Source organism: Clostridium sp. AWRP, from assembly GCF_004006395.2.
GTDB lineage: Bacteria > Bacillota > Clostridia > Clostridiales > Clostridiaceae > Clostridium_B.
The window spans coordinates 3006311-3028062 of sequence record NZ_CP029758.2 but is presented as its reverse complement, the minus strand read 5'-3'; the positions used below and the strand labels follow the sequence as shown (position 1 = coordinate 3028062).

Sequence of the window (21752 nt, the reverse complement as noted above, 5' to 3'; positions counted from 1 at the left end):
GACTTTTTCAATATTTTCTACTTTATTCTGTTGTTTATGTGCATAACTGCAGTTTTTTCTGGCGTTTTACAGGTACATAAAAATTTTAAAGAAAGTATTAGATATAATTTAATAGAATGTATAGTTTTAAGGGCATTGAGTTATCCTAAGAAATTATATATAAAACAGTATGTCAGTTATGAAAAATATAAAGTGTGGATATACTTTACACAACCTTATTTAAAAATAATGTTTTAAAATATAATAATTTATAGATAGGAGATATTATATGAACATTATTTTTAATTTACTGGGCGCTTTGCTCAATCATGTATTCAATTTTACGGGAGATTGGGGCATTGCAGTTGTTGTTCTCACTTTAATTGTAAAGGTATTTTTGATGCCTATGTCTATGAAACAAAGGTTCAGCATTTTAAAGCAGCAGAAAGTTGCTAAAAAGATGGAAGACATAAAAATTAGGTATAAAAATGATAAGCTTAAGATGGAAAAGGAAATCCAAAACTGTTATAAGAATAATTTAAAAAGTATGATGGGATGTTTGCTTACAATTATTCAGCTTCCCATAATAGGAGGACTCTATAAAACCATTATAAGCATGCCTGTAGTTTCAGGTACGGTGCTTATACCTTGGGTAGCTTCAATAAAATTAAGCGATAGTTATTTCATAGTGCCTATAATGTATTCGATCATTTCAATGCTGCCTGGTCTAGTAAATTCTATAGATTATTTTAAAGTCTATAGGGAAGTGCAGTACAATAAGATGTCAGCTATACTTCCTGGAGTAATTGGACTTTTAATAACAATTAAAGCTCCAATAGCACTTGGATTGTATTTTATAACATCTAGTATTTTTTCACTTGTAGAAGAGATAGCCTTTAGAATTTATATTAAAAACAAGGAATTTGTATAGATATTTAGAAAAGGCATTTACTTATAAAAAATGCCTTTTCTTTAAATCAGAGAATCCAAATCGTGATTTGGTCAGGTAACGATTACCACTCTGATGTACATATAAATAAGTAAATAAGTTTTAGAAAAGGATGGTTAACTTATGGAAGAAAGCAAGAGTTCATCAAATTTTATTAAAAACATAGTAGAAGAAGACATGAAGTCAGGAAAGTATAAAAAAATAATAACAAGGTTTCCTCCAGAACCTAATGGATATTTACATATAGGCCATGCAAAGTCAATAGTTTTAAATTTTGGATTGGCAGATGAATTTGGTGGAAGAACTAATTTAAGATTTGATGATACTAATCCTTCAAAAGAAGATACGGAATATGTAGAATCAATAAAAGAAGATGTAAAATGGCTTGGATATGACTGGGATGAATTGCATTTTGCCTCCAGCTATTTTGATGAAATGTATAAAAGAGCGTTACTTTTAATAAAAAAAGGTAAGGCTTTTGTGTGCGATTTGACACCAGATGAAATAAGAGAATATAGGGGTACTTTAACTAAACCTGGTAAGGAAAGCCCTTATAGAAATAGAACTGTAGAAGAAAATCTTGAATTATTTGAAAGAATGAAAGATGGAGAATTTAAAGATGGAGAAAAAGTTTTGAGAGCTAAAATTGATGTGACTTCTCCTAACATAAATATGAGAGATCCAATTATATATCGTATAGCACATGCCCCACATCACAATACTGGAGATAAATGGTGTATATATCCTATGTATGATTTTGCACATCCCCTAGAAGATGCAATTGAGGGAGTAACTCACTCCATATGTACACTTGAGTTTGAAGATCACAGACCTCTTTATGATTGGGTAGTGCGTGAATGTGAAATGGAAAATGTTCCAAAGCAGATAGAATTTGCTAGACTTAACATTACAAATATGGTAATGAGTAAAAGAAAACTTAAAAAATTAGTAGATGAGAATTTTGTAGATGGTTGGGATGATCCACGTATGCCAACTATTGCAGGACTTAGAAGAAGAGGATTCACACCAGAATCTGTCTGTAAATTCTGCAAAGCTATAGGCGTGGCAAAAGCAAGTAGTGTAGTAGATTCTCAAATGCTAGATTACTTTTTAAGAGATGATCTGGAAACAAAAGCACCTAGAACTATGGCTGTTTTAAGACCACTAAAAGTCGTAATAACAAATTATCCTGAAGGACAATGTGATACTTTTGAAATTGAAAATAATCCAGATGATCCTACAGCAGGAACTAGAAAAGTATCTTTTTCAAAGGAAATATACATTGAACAAGAAGACTTTATGGAAAATCCACCTAAAAAATATTATAGGTTATTTCCGGGAAATGAAGTTAGATTAAAAGGTGCTTATTTTATAAAATGTGAAGAAGTCATAAAGGATGAAGAAGGAAATATAAAAGAGCTGCACTGCAGCTATGATCCTGCATCAAAGGGCGGAAATAGTCCTGACGGAAGAAAAGTTAGAGGTACACTTCACTGGGTAAATGCAAGTACTGCAATTCCAGCAGAAATAAGACTTTATGAACCCTTAATTTTAGATGAAAAGGAAGAAGAAGGCAGTGATTCATTTTTAGATAATGTAAATTCAAAATCCTTGGAAATATTAAATGGATTTTTGGAGCCTGATATGAAAAATGTAAAATCAGGCCAAAAATTTCAATTTTTCAGACATGGATATTTTAATGTTGATCCTAGGTTTTTTCAAGAAGGTAAGCTAGTATTTAATAGAATAGTATCCCTTAAGAGTTCTTTTAAAATAAAAAAATAATCTAAAAAAACTATAGAGAAGTTATAGACTATAACTTCTCTATAGTTTTTTTATGCCAATGAATAATTTCAGACTCTTTAGAATATATCATTAAAGAGTTAAAACAAATTACAAAATGATTACATTTTGTCATAATGTATAGTAAAATACGATTATTTATTATACTATAAATAGGGAAATTAATGAAGTGAAATTAAAGGAAGGTATCGAAATGCTATTTTTTAATTTTACCTGGGCATTTTCAAAGAAATATTTAGTCAGTGTGCTAGACTATTTGACTTGTTATTTTATTTAAATGCTGTATGACATTAGAATCTTATTAGGGAGATGGAACTGATGAATAAATATGATGACAAAATTAAAAAAAATAGAATCATCAAAAGAAGAAATAATGTAATTATAGGAGTAATTTTATTATGTGCTTTTGGTTGGGCATTTTTTATAGGAACTAAAGTTGCATATAAAAAACATGCAGTAGTAACTACTTCTAATAAAGTAGCGCATCAGAAAAGCGCTGAAGAAAAGCAGCAGGAGGAACTAAAACAAAGATTTACAACAAAACAGCCTGCAGGAGCGTATATGCCCTGGAAAACCAAGAGAACAGATGGAAAGAAAGTGGCTTACTTAACTTTTGATGATGGTCCTTCCCCAAATACTTTAAAAATACTTGAAATTTTGAAGCAAAATAATATAAAAGCAACTTTCTTCTTAATTGGACAAAATGCTGAGAGAAATAAGGACTTAGTAAAAGAAGAAGTAAAAGAAGGACATGTAGTTGGAAATCATACGTACAGTCATGAACTTAGATACAGGCAAGATCCGTCAGTATTTGTAAGTGACATAAATAGGTGTGATGAAGTGATTAAGTCCATAGTTGGAAAAGATTATAATTTGAAACTTATGAGATTTCCGGGAGGTTCTTTTAACACTCGTCATTTAAACTTGAATCCTTTTAAAGATGCAGTTACAAAAGCAGGATATCATTATGTGGATTGGAATGATTGGATTGGGGATGCTATGAGAAATAATGTTCCTGTGGATGTTTTATTAAATGAGCTTAGAAAATACAGTAATGACAATACTGTAGTAGTTTTAATGCATGATGCTGCCACAAAGGGAACAACAGTACAAGCTCTTCCCGAAGTAATACAGTATTTAAAGTCAAAAGGATACACTTTTGAAACATTAAATTAGAGTAATTGAAAACTTCTGCCTTCAATAAATACAAAGATTTATTCACATATACATTTTTTAAATCATAGATTAAATTATATGTACATTAATAATATTTATTCGGAGGCGGCTTCTTATGTGTGGAATTGCAGGATGGATTAATTTAAAAGAGGACATTTCTAAAAACAGAGATGTTATTTTAAATATGACAGATACTTTAAAGAAAAGAGGACCTGATGATGCAGGCTATTACTTTTCTAAAAATGCACTTTTAGGGCACAGGAGACTTGTAGTTGTGGATCCTTCTGGTGGTGTTCAGCCTATGTCAAAAAGTGTAGGTGGCAGGAGATATATTATTGTATACAATGGAGAACTTTATAATACTGAGGATTTAAGAAAATTACTTATAAAAGAAAATTATTCTTTTAAATCCTATTCTGATACAGAGGTACTTCTAACCAGTTACATTCACTGGGGAGTAAATTGTTTGAAACATATAAATGGAATATATGCTTTTGCAATATGGGACGAAAGTAAAAATCAGATATTTATGGCAAGAGATCCGTTAGGAGTAAAACCACTATTTTACACAGTAAAAAATAATTCACTTATATTTGGTTCGGAAATAAAAACATTACTGGCGCATCCCTTTATTGAACCTGTAGTTGATAGGGATGGTTTGACTGAAATATTTGCCCTTGGTCCTGCTAGATCTTTGGGTGGAGGTGTATTTAAAGGCATATATGAAGTACCACCTGCTAATTATGTTTTATATGATAGATATGGTATTAAGCTGCGAGAATACTGGAAACCACAGTGTAAAGTTCACAATGAAGATACAGAAACAACAGCTCAGCATGTAAAAACACTGCTTGTGGATGCTATTAAGAGACAGCTTGTAGCAGATGTACCCGTTTGTACACTGCTTTCAGGAGGACTTGATTCTAGTATTATATCTACAGTAGCTGCAGCAGAGTTTAAAAAGCAAGGGAAAACTTTAAATACCTACTCTATTGATTATGAAGATAATGACAAATATTTTAAAGCAAATTCCTTTGAACCTACACCGGATAGAGTCTGGGCACTAAAAATGTCGGATTATATAAAAAGTGTTCATCATGGGATTATAAATACAAGTTCTGATTTAGCAGATGCCCTTTATGATTCTGTAAGAGCTAGTGATTTGCCAGGAATGGCAGATATTGATTCCTCACTATATCTTTTTTGCAAGGAAATAAGGAAAGACAATACAGTTGCACTGTCAGGAGAATGTGCAGATGAAATTTTTGGAGGATATCCGTGGTATAGAAGACCTGAAGACATTAATGCAGATACTTTTCCATGGTCAAAATCTATTAATTCAAGAAAGGAAATATTGTCTGGTGAATTAAAGGCACTTGATTTGGAGGAATATCTAAATGAACAATATAAAAGCAGTATAAAACAGGTGCCTCACATAGATGGTGAATCCAAATTAGAGTACAGAATGAGAGAACTGTTTTATTTAAATATAAAGTGGTTTATGATAACACTTTTAAATAGAAAAGATCGTATGAGTATGTCTAATAGTTTAGAAGTTAGGGTACCTTTTGCAGATTATAGATTGGTGGAGTATGCTTTTAATATACCACCGGAGATAAAATTTTATAAAGGCAGGGAAAAGGGATTACTGAGAAAGGCACTAGAGGGAATACTGCCAAAGGAAATTGTTGAAAGGAAAAAGAGTCCTTATCCAAAAACTCATAACCCGGAATATACAAAAATAGTTACAAAACGGATGTCAGATATTATGAAAGATAAGAGTTCTCCTATTTTACCACTGATAGATAAAAAATCAGTTAAGACATTAATAGATACAGGAGGATCTTCTTTTAAAGCACCTTGGTTTGGCCAACTTATGAGAGGACCACAGCTTCTTGCTTATCTTATTCAAGTAAATACATGGCTTAAAGAGTATAATATCAAGATAGAATTTTAAGAAATAGAGTTTCTAGCTTGAAAGTTAACTTATAAAGATCATGTAATGACAAATTTCAGCACCATAAAAACTTTTGACAAGTCTAAAGCTCGGTATTTTGAAAATCTAAGAACCTTATATAAACTCGTACCTCAGACATATCTAAGTTCCTAAGGTTTTCTAAAATACCTCGCTAAGACTTATGGAAAAGTTTTTAAAGGTGCTTTCAATTTTGTCATTACATTTTATGTATAAGTTTAAAATTTGGAAATTAGGAAATCTCGTACAAGAAGTATTCCTAAAAATGAATGTATAGAAGAACTTAAGGTGCGTCATAAACTTATTTTTGTGGTAAAAAATATTGATTTTCTCTTCTAACTGATAATTTTTGAGAAAATTCCTTTGCAAATTTTATATAGTTAGCATCATTCATGTTTTTTGATTGAGATGGACAGTAACGAATACAGCGGAAACAAGAAATACAGAGTTCCGAGTTAATTGTGCTGCAATCTGAAGCTATAGCACCTACAGGACAATTTTTTACACACAGTCCGCATTTAGTGCAAGTATCACTTGTATGTGGACGAAAAGTCCCACCGTTACCGCCTTCCACATATGGACGGTTCCCTTTTATAGGTAGTTTTGCATTGCCTTTGCAGGGAACTTTTTTTAATGTTTCCAAAAAGTTTTTTGCAAATTGCTGATTTTCTTTCTCATCAGATGCATTTGGCCTACCTACTTGAATTTCACCAAATGTATGCTGTCCAACTAGAGCTGCGGCCGCTTGTACTACAAATCCATTTGATTTTACAAGGTCAGCTAGTTCCAAGAGTGCATCATCATAATCTCTATTACCGTAAGTAACTGTTACTATACAGGGGGTTTGTTTTCCACTAATATTACCAAGACGTTGTGCTGCTATTTTTGGAATACGGCCCCCGTAAACAGGTGTCCCAAATACAACAAAATCATTTTCAAAAAATTTAACCTTTGTTTCTCTTGCTGCATAAGTTGTAAGATCTACTCGTCTAAAGTCCTTTCTTTCTGCTTTTTCTGCCAATTCACCTGTAATGCTAACTACACTCTTTTCGGAAGTCCCTGTTGGTGAAAAGTAAATTGCAGTATAATTCATAGTGTATTCCTCCCAGTTTTATTGATTTTTAATAGTATAACAAATTGGTTTTTATTTAGCATCCTTTAATACAGCATTCATGCTGCCAGTTTTATAACCTAATAGATCTAGGGTTACGTATGTAAAACCTATTTCTTTTAATTTTTGTCCAACCTTATCCATCAAATCTACATTGAAAAACTTAGCTCTTTCTTCTGGAGCAACTTCAATTCGAGCAATCTCATTGTGATGTCTTACCCTAACTTGTTTAAAACCTAAATCCAGAAGAAATTGTTCTGCATCTTCTACCATTTTTAGTTTTTGACTGTTGATCTCATTTCCATAAGGAAATCTGGAAGATAGGCATGCAAAAGAAGGCTTGTTCCAGGTTGGAAGTCCCATTCTTTTTGAAAGATTTCTAATATCTTCTTTGGTAAGTTCAGCTTCTTTTAGGGGACTTAATATGCCTAGTTCTTTAGCTGCTTTCATACCAGGTCTAAAGTCTCCAGTGTCATCTAAATTTGCTCCATCTAAAACATAAGCTGCATTATTTTCTTCTGCAATTTTTTTTAGTTTTGAGAATAATTCTTTTTTACAGTAGTAACATCTGTCTACAGGATTTTCTTTATATCCTTTAATATCTAGTTCTTCTGATTCTATAATTAGATGTCTTACACCTATTGATCTGGCATATTTTTTAGCTTCTTCCAATTCCCTTTTAGGATAAGTAGATGAAGCAGCGGTAACTGCTATTACTTTATCTTCAAGGATATCATGGGCAATTTTTAACAAAAAAGTACTGTCCACTCCACCTGAAAAAGCAATTACTCCACTTTTAATATTTCTTAAATTTTCTTTTAAGTCCTCTAGTTTTAAATTTGTTATATCCATAATTATCCCCCTAATATGCTATAGTTTTAAGTTTATGTATAGTATAACATAGAATTTGCAATATGATTTAAAATCGTATACTTGTGTGTTAAAATGAAATATATATTAAAAACAAAGATACATAGGGGGGCTTTTTATGAAAAGCACAAATTTAAAAAATATTTTTGAAATAAGATATGTAAAACTAGCTTTTGATTCAGTATCTATCTATAGAAATTTACTTGAAGATGAGGTAATAAGAAATTTGAGAAATCTTATAAGCTATATTGATATGGGGAAAATCAATATAGGTTGTGCTGTAAACATGTACAATGATTTCTTTTTTAAGTTAGTAAACAGTGGATATTGTTCTCTACAGGAGTATATCATGGATAAATTGATTTTTAATGAAAATCCATTTTCCATGAAAGCTGAAAACAAAGAATTAAAAAAAGAAGAAGATGTAATTAAGGAAGCTGCTAAAAATGATTTAAGAAATCTTTGCTGTATTGCTAAATTAACTTCCGCAGATGTAAAGGAAAGTTTGCTAAAGTATATTTCTGACGGCAAATTAAAACAGATAGTAGAGAGATTACCGGAGTGGAAAGTAGAAGTTGATTTTGAAGGTATAAATAGTCCAGGGTATGTAAGAGACATAAAACAAAAACTTTATAATAGTGATAACTGGGATGAGTGCATAGATGATATTCAAGATTTTCATAAGCACTATGGTTGTGGAATTTTTGCTCGTTATAGGGCTTTTATATGGGAACATATTGAGGGTAAAGGCTGCTTTAGAGGAATTGAAAGTCCTGATCCTATTGATCTTTCAGACCTTATTGGATATGCGAGAGAGCATCAAATAGTAATAGAAAATACACTGCAGTTTTTAAATGGATTTTTTGCAAACAATGTACTTCTTCATGGAGATAGGGGTACAGGTAAATCGTCCACGGTAAAAGCCATACTCAATAAATATTATACTCAAGGACTTCGTATGATTGAACTTCCAAAATCTTATCTTGTTGATTTTCCCAATATAATAAGAAAATTAAAAAACAGGCCTGAAAAATTTATTATATTTATAGATGACCTTGTATTTGGGGATGATGAAGAAAGTTATACTGCACTTAAGTCTATACTTGAAGGGGGACTTGAAAATAAATCTTCAAATATTATAATATATGCTACATCAAATAGGAGACATCTTGTAAAAGAATATTTTAATGAGAGAATGACGTCTTCCTATTCCGGATCAGAAGGGGAAGTACATGAAGGAGATAGTGTGCAGGAAAAACTTTCACTGGCAGATAGATTTGGAATAAATGTAGTATTTGTATCTCCAGATAAAAATAAGTATTTGCAGATTGTAGATGGAATAGCTGAAAGAAGAAAATTAAATATAGACAAAGATACTTTACATAGAGAGGCTCTTAAGTGGGAACTCTGGTATAATGGACGTTCTGCAAGAACTGCAAGACAATTTGTAGATTGGATAGAAGGGCATAACATTATAGAGAAAAATAATATTAATTAAAAGAAAAACTCAGGAAATCAAGTTCCTGAGTTTTATTTATTCAGATAAATCCTTAAGCTTGTCTACCAATTCGGATAAGTTATTTATGGAAGAATCTATTTCGTGAATTTTGGAGAATTGGTTATTAAAAGTATCTTTTGTTGATGCAAGACCTTCAGATATTTTGGCTACAGATTTTTCTATTTCAGTTAATGTAGAATTTATTTCGTTTATAGACTTACTGCTGGAGTTAGATAACTTTCTTATCTGGTTTGCTACTACTGTAAATCCTTTTCCCTGATCTCCAGCTCTTGCTGCTTCAATAGATGCATTTAATCCCAGTAGATTAGTTTCAGATGCTATATTTCTTATAAAATTTAAAACTTCATCTGTATTTTTAGTTTTATCAGAGGCATCGTTTACTTCTGATAATAGTACTTCATTATGTTCTGTCATTTCATCTATATCAGAAGATAGTACACTTGAGGTTTCTGAAAGAGTTTCTATTGCACTTGACAGTACTTTAGACATCTCAACAAATTTATTGTGCCTCTCCAAACTTTTTACGAGTACTATGCTTCCTATTATTTCATTACCTTCCTTTACAGGTAGTCCTATAGCTTTTATTTCTACACCAAAAGTTTCTTTAGGAACTATAGTAGAAATAGGTTTTCTTGCTTTTATACATTCATAAGCTGCGCCAGTAGGTCTTAAAGGATCACCTGGTTTTGCATTCATATTAATGTTTTTGCTATTTACTACTCTTAAAAAATGAGTTGTAGTTGACATGGTAAAGGCTATTTCATCATCAAAAAAGTAATGCATATAGGGGATTAAAGTATCAAAAGCTTGTTGCAACTTATTAGTAATTTCTAATTCATCCATAAGTATTATGTACCTCCAAATTTTTATGGTATAGTTAAACATTTTCACATATAACTATATCATATATTTTAAATAAGACAAATTTCTAATTGTGACTAGCAAAAATTAAAAGTAACATTTATTAACTTGATTAATATTATAGAAGTATAGAACAGATGATGAAAAGTGAGAATCAATAAATATTTATAAAAATATTAAAAGAAGACAAGGAGGGAAACTTTATGTCATGTAGATGTGGGGGTTACGGAAAAGAGGTAGTAATAATTATAATATTATTATTACTATGCTGCGGTTGTGGATGCTAGTAGTTACTAATCTTAAAAATGTAAGTTTTTCAACTTAATAGTAACCTTTATAAACTTAATTAATATAATAAAGTGTAGAGCAAATGATGAGAAATTAGATAGCTTAGAATTATTTTAGGAAGATAAGGAGGGTTCTTTATGTCATGTTGTAGACGCGGTAATAGAGGAAAAGAAGTAGTAATAATAATAATACTGTTATTGTTATGTTGCGGTTGTGGATGCAGATAATTGTACAATAAGTAGTAGAGAAGGAAACGAAATTTTCGTTTCCTTTTCTCTATTTAAAATGAAAGGTATTATTATCTGTTATTTACTCTTTAGACTTAGTAACATATGTTACAGATTTTGTGACTGCATTTTATTATAATATAGACAGTAAAGTAAGGAGGAGAAAATATTATGATAAGAAAAATTGTTAATATAAATAAAGAGAAATGCAATGGATGTGGACTTTGTGTAAATGCATGTCATGAAGGTGCTATTGAACTTATAAATGGAAAAGCTGAACTTATAAGTGATGAGTATTGTGATGGACTTGGTGACTGTCTTCCTGAATGTCCCACAGGAGCTATAAGCATAATTGAAAGAGAAAGTAAGGATTATGACGAGGAACTAGTTGCTAAAAAGGCTAAAGAAAAGGAAAAGAAAGAAGTTATGCCCTGCGGATGTCCGGGTACAGCATCTAGAAAGATAGAGAGAGCGTCAGGTAAAAATGTGCATACAGATAAAAAGAATTTAGAAGATTTTAGTGCTGCTTCTGAGTTAACACAGTGGCCTGTTCAATTAAGACTTATAAATACCAATGCACATTATCTTAGAAATGCAAAGTTACTTGTAGCTGCTGATTGTACTGCATATGCCTGTGGAGATTTTCATAAAAAATTCATAAGGGATAACATTACGGTAATAGGATGTCCTAAGTTAGATGACATTAAATATTATGAAGATAAATTAACTGAAATTATAGAAAAAAATGATTTGAAAAGTATAACTGTAGTGAGAATGGAAGTACCATGCTGCTCAGGTATTGTAAATGCAGTGAAAAATGCAATGCTTAGGGCAAAGACAATAATTCCTTATGAGGAAGTTATAATATCAATTTAAACAATTCACAATTTAGTCAATGCACAATTCACAATGCACAGTGCACAGTTAATGAAATTTTGCCTGAAGGCAAAATAAATTTAATTGATTTTCAGCAAAAGCTGAAAATCTTCATTAATTGTGAACTGTGAACTGTGAATTGTCAACTGTTCTCAAAGGTTCCATATACTACTGGCTTATAATTTTGAATCATAATTTTGCCTTTACTTATGAGGGTATGTATTTTTAGTTTTTTATCCAATAAAATTAGATCAGCATCATAACCTTCAAGGAGAGAGCCTTTATGTTCAAATTTTAGAAATTTTGCAGGAGATGAAGTGAAAGGAATGAGAGATTCTTCCATAGATAGCCCTATTTTTATACATTCTCTTATTGACTCCATATCTGTAGATGGAAGCCCTACCGTTAATTTTGTTAAATTGCCTTTATCATCAAATATAGGCATGCTTCCTCCTGCATCAGAGCTCATAGTTACATGATAAGGAGATATATTTTCCTTTAGAATTTTACTGTAGAGTTCAGGGGCACTTTGAGCAGTATCCCCTTCATTTTTAATTCCAGTAGTTATATCTATAAATCCGCCTATTTTTAAATATTCTAAAGCTTGCTTGGATACTAAACTGTTTCTATTTACATGTGTAGGCAGCAAGTTTTCAAAAGGTATGTCTGATTTATCTATTAAATCAAATAGAGGAGTCATACCTTTTTTACCATCTCCTAGATGCATGTGAAGTACACCACATTTGCCTGAAATGATTCCACCTATTCTCGTTTCACAAGCTAAATGTATTAAATCTTCTTCAGAAGGATGACTGTCCCTGTGATCGGATACAGCTATTTCACCAGCCCCTATTATTTTATCTACAAGTACAATATCTCCTCTCACACTGTCTGTAAGAGTCCTTGTGGGAACGGAGTAACATCCTGTCCAGCAGTATGTTGTTATGCCTTCCTTTTCAAGAGCCCGGGCTTTAGCTATAAGTCCACCCATGTTTCTTGTAATTCCATCTGTTCCCAAAAGCCCTACACAGGTAGTGATACCGTTCAAAGTAAGATTTGTAAGGTTTAGTTCAGGAGTTCTGTTATTAAAGCCTCCTTCACCTCCGGCCCCGTTTATATGTATGTGGAGATCAATTAAACCTGGAATTGCAATTAAGTCATCGCCATCTATTATTTCAACTGTAGGGAAATTACTAGATGGAAAGTCTATCTTTTTAGATATGTAAGCTATTTTATCAAAACAGGTTAATATACTTTTTTTCCCCATGGATTTAGGATTAAATAATTCTACATTTTTTATTAAAATCATTTTTTAGCACATCCTTAAATATATTTTGCTACTACTTCTATTATAATTTAAATATAAAAGTTTTAACCATTTTAAATATATTTATCTAAGCCTCTTATAGAAATTTCTCCCGATATTAATTTTTCAAAAGAACCATTTTTATATTGTACGATTAATCTACCATCCTCAGCTAGATCTACAGCTTTTGCCTGTCTTTCATTTTTATTTTGAATTATACGTATATTTTTACCTATAGCAGCAGAATTATTTTTGCATACTTCTATAGAGGATTCAATAGTTCCTTTTTGAATAAATTCTTCATATAGAGGTTCAAAATTATTTAATATAGTTCCTAAAATAATTTTTCTATTCATAGTTGATCCTGTCTCTATTTTAAGAGAAGAGGCCTTATTTAAAATGTCTTCTTGGAAATCTTCTTTATTTAAATTTACATTTACGCCTATTCCAGTAATTACATAATTTACTTTATTTAACTCGCCGCTCATTTCTGTCAAAATACCGCAAACCTTTTTACCATCTATTACTATATCATTTGGCCATTTTACTTTAGCTTCTATTTTTAATTTTTTTAATCCCTGTATTATGGCAGCAGCAATTATTTGTGTTATCTTTGGAACTTCCATAGGATTTACATTCGGCCTCAATATTATAGAAAAATATATGCTTTTATATTTAGGAGATGACCATGATCTCCCGATCCTGCCCCGCCCTGCAGTTTGTTCCTCAGCTATAATTATAGTCCCATTTTCTTCTCCTTGTTCAGCTAATTTTTTTGCAGTTGTATTTGTAGATCCTATACTTTCATAATGAATAATTTTTTTGCCTATATATTTTGTATTCAAATAGTCTTTAATTTCTTCAAAAGTAAGTATATCAGGGGAATTTATAAGTTTATATCCTTTTTTAGAGGAAGAGTCTATAGTATAACCTTCTTCCTTTAATGTTTTTATATATTTCCATATAGCAGTACGGCTTACACCTAATTTTTCACTTATAAGTTGACCGGAAACAAAGTCATTTCTATTTTCTTTTAGTAAGTAAAGAACTTCATAATGTTTCATGTAAAAACCACCTTATTATAATACTTAATGGTATTATAACACAGTTATACTATTAAATATTTGTTAGGTTTATATTAAAAAAATAAAATTTATCTGTAAATTCTTGCTTAAAAGTAATATAATCAACTTAAAGAAGTTAATATTAAATAGGGGGTTTTCTTATGTTAAACGGAAAAAAAATTCGTGATATAAGAGTAAGTTTGGGATATACTACTTTGGATATTCAAAATCTTGCTAAAGATACCAGATTTCAAACTTCAATTTCAAAATCTTATTTGGAAGAATTGGAGAGAGGAGATAAGAAAAATCCAAGCCTTGAAAAAGTTGCAGTGATTGCAAAGATACTTGGCTGTAAAATTGATGATTTAATATTAAGTGCATGATTGCCATAAAAACTTCTTAAATAAAATTTATAATAGATGAATTATTTTAAAACACTTATATAATTAAGGATTTATCACTGAAGGTGTAGATGATCTCAGGATAAATCCTATTTTTTATTTTAATCTCTCAAGTGATAAAAAATTAAATTGAGTTCTAGCTTAAAAACAGACATTAGACATATACTAATTAGAAGAGAAGGTGGAAATTATGTTAGACTTATGCTTACTAGGATGTGGAGGGAGTATGCCTGTGCCAGATAGGTATCTTACATCTATGATAGCATCTTATAATGGAAAAAAACTACTTATAGATTGTGGTGAGGGAACTCAGGTTAGCTTAAAAATACTTGGCTGTAAGATAAAAAATATAGACGTAATTTTATTTACACACTTTCATGCAGACCACGTAGCAGGCCTTCCAGGATTGCTTCTTACCATAGCTAATTCTGGAAGAAATATGCCTATTACTATAATTGGGCCTATTGGATTAAGAAAAGTAATAGAGGGACTTATGGTAATAGCGCCTGTGCTCCCCTATAGCATAAACTTACTTGAACTTTGTGGTAAAGAAAGTTACTTTGAAAAAATAGGAGATTTTAATATAGGTGTATTGTCTGTAGACCACGGAATGCCCTGTTTTGCATATTCCATAGGTGTAGATAGAAATAGAAAATTTGATAGAGACAAGGCTTTAAAAAATCAAGTGCCGTTAATCCTTTGGAACAGACTTCAAAATGGAGAAAAGATAGAATATGGAGAAAAAATATATACTCCTGAAATGGTACTTGGAGACAAAAGAAGTGGATTAAAAGTGTCTTATTGTACGGATTCAAGGCCAACCCATGAATTAGTGCAATTTGTAGAAAAATCTGATGTATTTATATGTGAGGGGATGTATGGAGAAGATGAGAATATTTCAAAGGCCATTCAGTATAAACATATGCTATTTTCAGAAGCAGCTGCTCTTGCAAAAATGGCAGAAGTGGGAGAATTGTGGCTTACTCATTTTAGTCCTTCTATGCCTAAACCAGAATTGTATCTGCAAAATGCTCAAAGTATATTTAAAAAAACAGTGCTTGGAAAAGATAGATATGTAAAAAGTATAAATTTTAGAGATTAGAAATTACAAATAAATGACTATGACCTGGGTAGTAATATTATATGTTTTACCATATAATAAAATTATGAGAAAAATTTTATTGTGAGGTGATTTTTTAAATGATAGAACATCATAATGATATGGATACATTTTTTAAGAACTTAGAGGAAGATATTATTCTTTTTAAAAATAAAGCACTGGTAAATATAAATGAGTATATGTTTATGCTCTACTGGAAGATAGGAAATTTAATTTTAATGCGAGAAAAAGAAGGCTGCCAGTCGGAATTTATAAGTGAAACAGTAGAATATCTTAAAGGTAAGTTCCCAGGTAATCTATGTTTTACAGAAAAGAATTTAGAAAATATGGCTAGATTTGCTGAAGAATATAATTCTCAGGATTATGTAAATCGATTATCATCTAAAATAAGCTGGTCGTGTAACTTAATTCTCATGAATAAGATAAGAAATATTGATAAAAGAAAAGAATACATAGATAAGATGTGGGAAAAGGATTGGTCCGTTGAAGATTTAATAGGGGAGATAGATAAAGAGTGCGGAATTCAGGACTTAGATTATGCAGAACTTTTTAATACAGAATCGCCTGAAAAAGAAAATATTGAAAATAAAGGTATTATTACTTCTGAGGAAAAAAATTCTGAAGAAGAAAAGGATGAAGAGAAAAGTAAAACAAAATCTGAAGACAGTTTTTGTTTCATAAAAGACACCATTTCAAAAGAACATGGAGAAGATCTATCTGAAGATCATATTAAAAAATTTTCTCCTATACTAAAAGATGAGTATCTCATGGATTTTATGGACATTTCAGATGAAATTGAAGAAAAGGTTTTTCAGCAGCATTTTATAAAGAGTGTAGTAGAATTTTTTCTAGAACTGAATTCTGGATTTGCCCTAGTTGGAAAAAAACATCATATGGAACTTTCAGGTGGAGATTATTATGAGGATTTACTTTTTTACAATTTGAAAATAAAATGTTATATAGCTGTTGAACTAAAAATAGGAAAATTTAAGCCAGAATATCTTGGAATTTTAACTTTCCATCTTTCTGCCATGGATGACTCAGTAAGAGATGAAGGGGACAACTCATCTATAGGTATAGTTTTATGTAAGGATGGAGAAAAGCTAATTGTACAGTATGCCTTTAAGGACGTAGATGATCCTAAAAATGCAGAATATATGTTAAGTGAAAATATTCCAGAGCAATTTGAGGGAATATTACCTACTATAAAGGAGATAGGACGTGGAATTAAGATAAAATTAAAAGATTGAAAAAAAGGATATTGAATTAAACTTCAGGACTATAAGGCATTTGAAAGAAAATAACAAGTCAAAGATGCGACGAATATTTTATTTCTTTGAAAATGCCTAATAAACCTGAGGTTTTTTTAAGGACAAATTTCGGTACTTACTAAAGGATGTGATTTAATATGGAGTCAAAAAACAGAAATATAATAATTGCAATAATGCTAGCTACATTTCTTGGTGCAGTAGAAGGAACTGTTGTAACTACGGCTATTCCAACTATTGTGAAAAGCTTAAATGGGTTTGAATTAATGAGCTGGATATTTTCTATGTACTTACTTACTTCTACTATAACTACGCCTATATATGGTAAATTGTCAGATTTATACGGAAGAAAAAATACCCTAATTGTGGGAATATCAATATTTTTATTAGGAAGTTTTTTATGTGGAATATCTATGAATATGTATTCACTTATAGCTTTTCGTGCTCTTCAAGGAATAGGTGCAGGTTCAATATTTACAGTAACATATACTATAGTTGGAGATTTATTTGCTGCTTCTGAAAGGGCAAAGATTCAAGGATGGGTAGGTACAGTATGGGGAATTGCCAGTCTACTTGGTCCTTTCTTAGGAGGCTTTCTAATAGACACACTCTCCTGGCACTGGATATTTTTTATAAATATACCTTTCGGAATAATTTCTATAGTGCTTCTTAAAAATAATTTAAAGGAGAATTTTAAGAAGAGAAAAGTAAGAATAGATCACATGGGAACCCTGGTTTTAACTACCTCTATAGTACTTATTCTGTATGGATTTTTAAGTGTGGGGAAAAAAAGTTCTTCTGACCTGCTTTACCCAGTTATATGCATAGGTACAGCTTTAGTACTTATGTTTGTATTTTATTTTGTGGAAAAAAAGTCAGAGGAACCTATTATGCCTTTTAGAATATTTACAAGAGTCAACATAATTGTCAGTATAATAGGCTTTTTAGTATCAGCTTCGCTAATCGCAATTGATGTATATATGCCAATTTATATTCAAAATGTGCTTGGATTTGGAGCAACTGTTTCAGGTATTTGTATTGCCCCTATGTCATTTACCTGGCTTATATCTTCTATAGTTCTTTCAAAATGGCTGACTATATATAAGGAAAAAAGTATAATTTTAATATGTTCCATTATATTGTTGCTTTCCAGTTTTATTTTATTGACTTTTAGTGTAGGTTCAACATTACCTTGGATTATATTGTGTATTTCTATAATGGGTTTTGGGTTTGGAGGTACTTTTACAATTGTCACTATAGTGGTGCAAGATTCTGTAGATTATGCTATGAGAGGAGCAGCTACGGCATCAAATATTCTTCTTCGAAATTTAGGACAAACTATAGGCGTGAGCATATTCGGCACTATATTTAATTTAAATATAATAAAGTATTTTCAAAATATAGGAATTAAAGGTATAAATCCAAGCAATCTTTATTCTTCATCCATTTCAAATAGTGGTGTTTCACTTCAAATGATAAAGGAATCTTTGATTTCAGGGTTACATCTTTTATTTATATGTGTTATTGGAATAAATTTGATTTCTTTCTTATTTGGATTGCTTTTTCCAAAAGGCTTTAAAATCAGGTAAAAAAATATTATATATTATCGTAAGATACTTGATTTTAAATACTCATGTTACAAAATATAGTTTCATACAATATACTAAGAACAATATAGAAAGGTATATTTATGAAGAAAAGAGATGGATATTATATTCAATTAGATAATGCAGCTGAAAACATGCTTAGGAGGGCAAATTTTTTAGGATGTGGGCATAATGGAATTGTTTATTTATTAGAAGATAATAGTAAAGTGATTAAAATATTTAAAAGCAAATATGTTTGCAGAAGTGAATATAACATATTACAAAAAACTAGTAAGAGCAAGTATTTTCCTAAAATATATTGTCATGGACTTTATTATATTGTGAGAAGTTATGCAAAAGGAGAGAGACTTGATTATTACATTAAACAAAATGGGTTAAATGAAAAAGTTGCAAAGAACATTATTAATCTTATTAAAGAGTTTCAGAAACTCAAGTTTACTAAACTGGATATAAGGTGTAAGGACTTATATTTATGTAAAGATTCTTCCATAAAAGTAATAGATCCTAAAAATAATTATTCCAAATGCTGCGATTATCCAAGACATTTAATGAAAGGATTAGATAAATTGGGAGTACTAGATGAATTTTTAGAATTTGTAAAAGAAGACTATGGCGAAGTTTATGAAGATTGGAACTATAAAATAAAAAGGTACTTATGCAGGGGGATAAAGTAATAGATATTTAATACACTTCAGTGTATATTTAAAGTATAATTATTTATAAATACAGTGGCAACAGGGAGGCAAATATGGTTTTTATAGTAACAGCATTACATTGTGAGGCAAAGCCATTTATAGAAAGGTTTGATTTAAAAAGGGATAATTCCGTAAATAAATTTCAAGTTTTTAAAAATGAAGAAATTGTACTTATAGTAAGTAAAACTGGAGCAATAAATATGGCTTCTGCTTGTGCATATATTATAGCTAAATTTGAAGCTGATCAATACGATACCTTTATAGATATAGGCGTTTGTGGAAGTAAAGATAGAACTTTTAAAATTGGCACATCAGTACTTTGTAATAAAATAATTGATAACATTACGGATAAGGATTTTTATCCTGACATGATATTTAAACATCCTTTTAAAGAGGCATGTTTGGAAAGTTTTGCAAAAATATTAGATAAAAATGATCTAGAAAAAATAAGAGGGGACATTGTAGACATGGAAGGGGCTGCTTTTTTTCAAGCGGTATCTATATTTATGCCGCCCCATAGAATTTATTCTTTGAAGATAGTATCTGACTATTTGGATGGAACAAATGTAACTTCAGAAAAGGTTACTGAATTAATTTTTGAACAGTCAGATGAAATATGTAGTTGGATACAGGATATCGAACACGAATGTGCAAAACCTAAGGATATATTGGATGAAAAGGATATGAACTATATAAATGAAATAGTATGCAATTTTAATTTATCTGTTTCTATGCAGCATCAGTTAAGGAAGTTAGCTAAAGGATATAAGGTTAGAAATGATAACTTAATCCTAGCTCTTGAGCCCTTTACACAGATTTACTGTAAGACTAAATATGAGAGGAAGATGTATTTTGAAAAACTTGTACAGCAGCTTGAACTTATGTAGTTTTTCTCATATTTATGTGGAAAAAGGGGTTATTGAAAATAAAAATACAAAGAGGATACTGTCTAAGTTTAAAAAATCCGATGTTATAAAAATAAATCATTATAAAGATGTATTTTGTAGACACAATCAAGATTTTCTGGTGCAAAAAAAGTCTCCTAAACTAATACTTGCACGAAATGACGGAAACTTAATTTACGAAGGTGCAAGAGTATGTGATGATTTTGGAAACGAACATTTTTATTATACTTCATCTATTATGAATTGCTTGTATAATTGTGAGTATTGTTATTTGCAAGGAGTTTATTCTTCTGCAAATATAGTTCTATTTGTGAATTTGGAAGATGTTTTCAAACAGGTGGAGTGTATTCTAAAAAAGCACTCCGTTTATTTATGTATATCTTACGATACGGATCTTATGGCCTTTGAAAATATAACAGGTTTTGTTAGAAAATGGATACAGTTTGCAGAAAATCATAATAATTTAAAAATAGAGGTAAGAACTAAAAGTTCCAATTTCAAAAGTATAGAAGATGTAGTACCGCAGGATAATGTGATACTTGCATGGACTCTTTCACCGGAAGAAATTTGCAGGAAATATGAAATGAGTGCTCCAAGTTTTAAGCTCAGATTGAATAGTATTAAAAGTGCTGTAGATAGAGGATGGAAGGTGAGAGTTTGTTTTGATCCACTGTTATATGTACATAATTGGGAAAAGTATTATAAAGATTGTATAGAAGGTACATTCAGGGTTATTCCGGAAGAAAATATACAGGATGTGAGCATTGGTGTATTTAGAATTGGAAAGGATTATTTGAAGAACATGGAGAAAATGAATCCACAATCGCTATTACTGGCGTATCCATTTAAAAATGAAGATGGAACCTGCAGTTATTCAGAACAGCACCATAAGCTTTTGGTGAATTTTGTATATGATCTGGTTTGCAAATATGTTAAAAAATCTAAAGTGTTTGTACAATAAAAACAATACAAAATTATAGAGAAGGTGTAAGGATGAAAACGGCAATTGTAACGGGAGCTTCTTCAGGTATAGGATTTGAAATAGCTCAGAAACTGCTGAATATGGGTTATAAGGTTTATGGATTTGGTAGAGATTTTTGCAAGGTAGAATTTGATAGCCCCAATTTTATAAGAGAAATTTGTGATATAACAAATACAAATAAATTCTTCCAGAGAATAGATGAAATAAAGGCCAAAGATGAAATATTTTTACTTGTGAATAATAGTGGAGTAGGATATTTTGGCCCACATGAAGAATTAAATCCTAGAAAGATACATGAAATGATAACAGTGAATTTAGAAGTACCTATGGTACTCAGTAGTATACTGATGAGGCAGCTTAAGAAAAATAAAGGAATTATAATAAATATATCATCAGTTACGGCAAAGGAGATAAGTACTTATGGCTGTGCTTATTCTGCTACAAAAGCAGGGTTAACTCATTTCTCTGAAAGCCTTTTTAGTGAAGTGAGAAAAACAGGTGTAAAAATAATAACAATACATCCAGATATGACGAAATCAAATTTCTATAGAAATGCAAATTTCAGTGAAGATGATAGCAGCGAAGACTTTTATATAAATTGTAAATATATAGCAGATGTAGTGGAATGGGTACTTGAGGAACCTTCTAACTTGGTAGTAACAGAACTTACTTTAAAACCTCAGAAGCATAGAATAAAGAGAAAGTAGTAAAATATCCACAAATATAATATATTTGTGGATATTTTTAACTTTTATAACAGAAGGTTTAAT

At 30.8% G+C, this 21752-nt stretch carries 19 protein-coding genes; 14 read left to right on the top strand and 5 right to left on the bottom strand.

The window, feature by feature from the left end; all coding sequences use genetic code 11:
- The first annotated feature begins 268 nt into the window (after positions 1-268).
- The 4 genes from DMR38_RS13830 (at position 269) to asnB (ending at position 5864) form a co-directional block, all read left to right on the top strand.
- The gene (locus tag DMR38_RS13830; RefSeq protein ID WP_127721869.1) at positions 269-910 is read left to right on the top strand and encodes a membrane protein insertase YidC; all 642 of its coding nucleotides are present in this window, start codon (positions 269-271) and stop codon (positions 908-910) included.
- A 141-nt stretch (positions 911-1051) separates the two neighbouring features.
- Positions 1052-2713: a glutamine--tRNA ligase/YqeY domain fusion protein gene (locus DMR38_RS13825; RefSeq protein ID WP_127721868.1), complete on the top strand. Its 1662-nt coding sequence runs from the start codon at positions 1052-1054 to the stop codon at positions 2711-2713.
- A 336-nt stretch (positions 2714-3049) separates the two neighbouring features.
- Complete coding sequence (locus DMR38_RS13820; RefSeq protein WP_127721867.1) at positions 3050-3907, top strand: polysaccharide deacetylase family protein; 858 nt, start codon at positions 3050-3052, stop codon at positions 3905-3907.
- Positions 3908-4022: 115 nt separating this feature from the next.
- On the top strand, positions 4023-5864 hold the full coding sequence (gene asnB, locus DMR38_RS13815; protein WP_127721866.1) for an asparagine synthase (glutamine-hydrolyzing): 1842 nt from the start codon (positions 4023-4025) through the stop codon (positions 5862-5864).
- A gap of 319 nt (positions 5865-6183) precedes the next feature.
- Here asnB and DMR38_RS13810 read toward each other — a convergent pair whose 3' ends face one another.
- A complete protein-coding gene (locus DMR38_RS13810; RefSeq protein ID WP_127721865.1) occupies positions 6184-6975 on the bottom strand; it encodes a 4Fe-4S binding protein in 792 nt (263 codons plus the stop codon).
- Between the two features lie 51 nt (positions 6976-7026).
- Positions 7027-7845 carry an ATP-dependent sacrificial sulfur transferase LarE gene (gene larE, locus DMR38_RS13805; RefSeq protein ID WP_127721864.1) on the bottom strand — a complete coding sequence of 273 codons (819 nt, stop codon included), beginning with the start codon at positions 7843-7845 and terminating at the stop codon, positions 7027-7029.
- Between the two features lie 136 nt (positions 7846-7981).
- On the opposite strand from larE, the gene DMR38_RS13800 reads away from it, so the two are divergent.
- The gene (locus DMR38_RS13800; RefSeq protein WP_127721863.1) at positions 7982-9361 is read left to right on the top strand and encodes an ATP-binding protein; all 1380 of its coding nucleotides are present in this window, start codon (positions 7982-7984) and stop codon (positions 9359-9361) included.
- 36 nt (positions 9362-9397) lie between these two features.
- On the opposite strand, the gene DMR38_RS13795 is transcribed toward DMR38_RS13800, so the two are convergent.
- A complete protein-coding gene (locus tag DMR38_RS13795; protein WP_127721862.1) occupies positions 9398-10225 on the bottom strand; it encodes a methyl-accepting chemotaxis protein in 828 nt (275 codons plus the stop codon).
- 704 nt (positions 10226-10929) lie between these two features.
- On the opposite strand from DMR38_RS13795, the gene DMR38_RS13790 reads away from it, so the two are divergent.
- Positions 10930-11634 (top strand): 4Fe-4S dicluster domain-containing protein, encoded by a 705-nt coding sequence (locus tag DMR38_RS13790; RefSeq protein WP_127721861.1) that lies wholly within the window; start codon positions 10930-10932, stop codon positions 11632-11634.
- Positions 11635-11776: 142 nt separating this feature from the next.
- On the opposite strand, the gene iadA is transcribed toward DMR38_RS13790, so the two are convergent.
- Both iadA and DMR38_RS13780 read right to left on the bottom strand, forming a co-directional pair.
- A complete protein-coding gene (iadA, locus tag DMR38_RS13785) occupies positions 11777-12943 on the bottom strand; it encodes a beta-aspartyl-peptidase (protein WP_127721860.1) in 1167 nt (388 codons plus the stop codon).
- A gap of 71 nt (positions 12944-13014) precedes the next feature.
- Complete coding sequence (locus DMR38_RS13780; protein WP_127721859.1) at positions 13015-14004, bottom strand: biotin--[acetyl-CoA-carboxylase] ligase; 990 nt, start codon at positions 14002-14004, stop codon at positions 13015-13017.
- Positions 14005-14165: 161 nt separating this feature from the next.
- Between DMR38_RS13780 and DMR38_RS13775 the strand changes: the two genes are divergently transcribed.
- The 8 genes from DMR38_RS13775 to DMR38_RS13740 all read left to right on the top strand — a co-directional run bounded on the left by DMR38_RS13775 (position 14166) and on the right by DMR38_RS13740 (position 21689).
- On the top strand, positions 14166-14387 hold the full coding sequence (locus DMR38_RS13775) for a helix-turn-helix transcriptional regulator (protein WP_013239313.1): 222 nt from the start codon (positions 14166-14168) through the stop codon (positions 14385-14387).
- 208 nt (positions 14388-14595) lie between these two features.
- Positions 14596-15507 (top strand): ribonuclease Z, encoded by a 912-nt coding sequence (locus tag DMR38_RS13770; protein ID WP_127721858.1) that lies wholly within the window; start codon positions 14596-14598, stop codon positions 15505-15507.
- 98 nt (positions 15508-15605) lie between these two features.
- The gene (locus DMR38_RS13765) at positions 15606-16775 is read left to right on the top strand and encodes a PDDEXK nuclease domain-containing protein (RefSeq protein WP_127721857.1); all 1170 of its coding nucleotides are present in this window, start codon (positions 15606-15608) and stop codon (positions 16773-16775) included.
- A gap of 158 nt (positions 16776-16933) precedes the next feature.
- Positions 16934-18382, top strand: coding sequence for an MDR family MFS transporter (locus DMR38_RS13760; protein ID WP_127721856.1), 1449 nt, complete (start codon positions 16934-16936; stop codon positions 18380-18382).
- 101 nt (positions 18383-18483) lie between these two features.
- Entirely contained in the window at positions 18484-19074 is a 591-nt protein-coding gene (locus DMR38_RS13755) for a serine/threonine protein kinase (RefSeq protein ID WP_127721855.1), read from the top strand.
- Positions 19075-19148: 74 nt separating this feature from the next.
- Positions 19149-19982 (top strand): hypothetical protein, encoded by an 834-nt coding sequence (locus tag DMR38_RS13750; RefSeq protein ID WP_127721854.1) that lies wholly within the window; start codon positions 19149-19151, stop codon positions 19980-19982.
- Positions 19948-20961, top strand: a complete 1014-nt coding sequence (locus DMR38_RS13745) for a spore photoproduct lyase family protein (protein ID WP_127721853.1) — start codon at positions 19948-19950, stop codon at positions 20959-20961. The genes DMR38_RS13750 and DMR38_RS13745 overlap by 35 nt, the downstream gene beginning before the upstream one ends.
- A gap of 32 nt (positions 20962-20993) precedes the next feature.
- Positions 20994-21689 carry an SDR family oxidoreductase gene (locus DMR38_RS13740; protein ID WP_127721852.1) on the top strand — a complete coding sequence of 232 codons (696 nt, stop codon included), beginning with the start codon at positions 20994-20996 and terminating at the stop codon, positions 21687-21689.
- Positions 21690-21752: the final 63 nt, after the last annotated feature.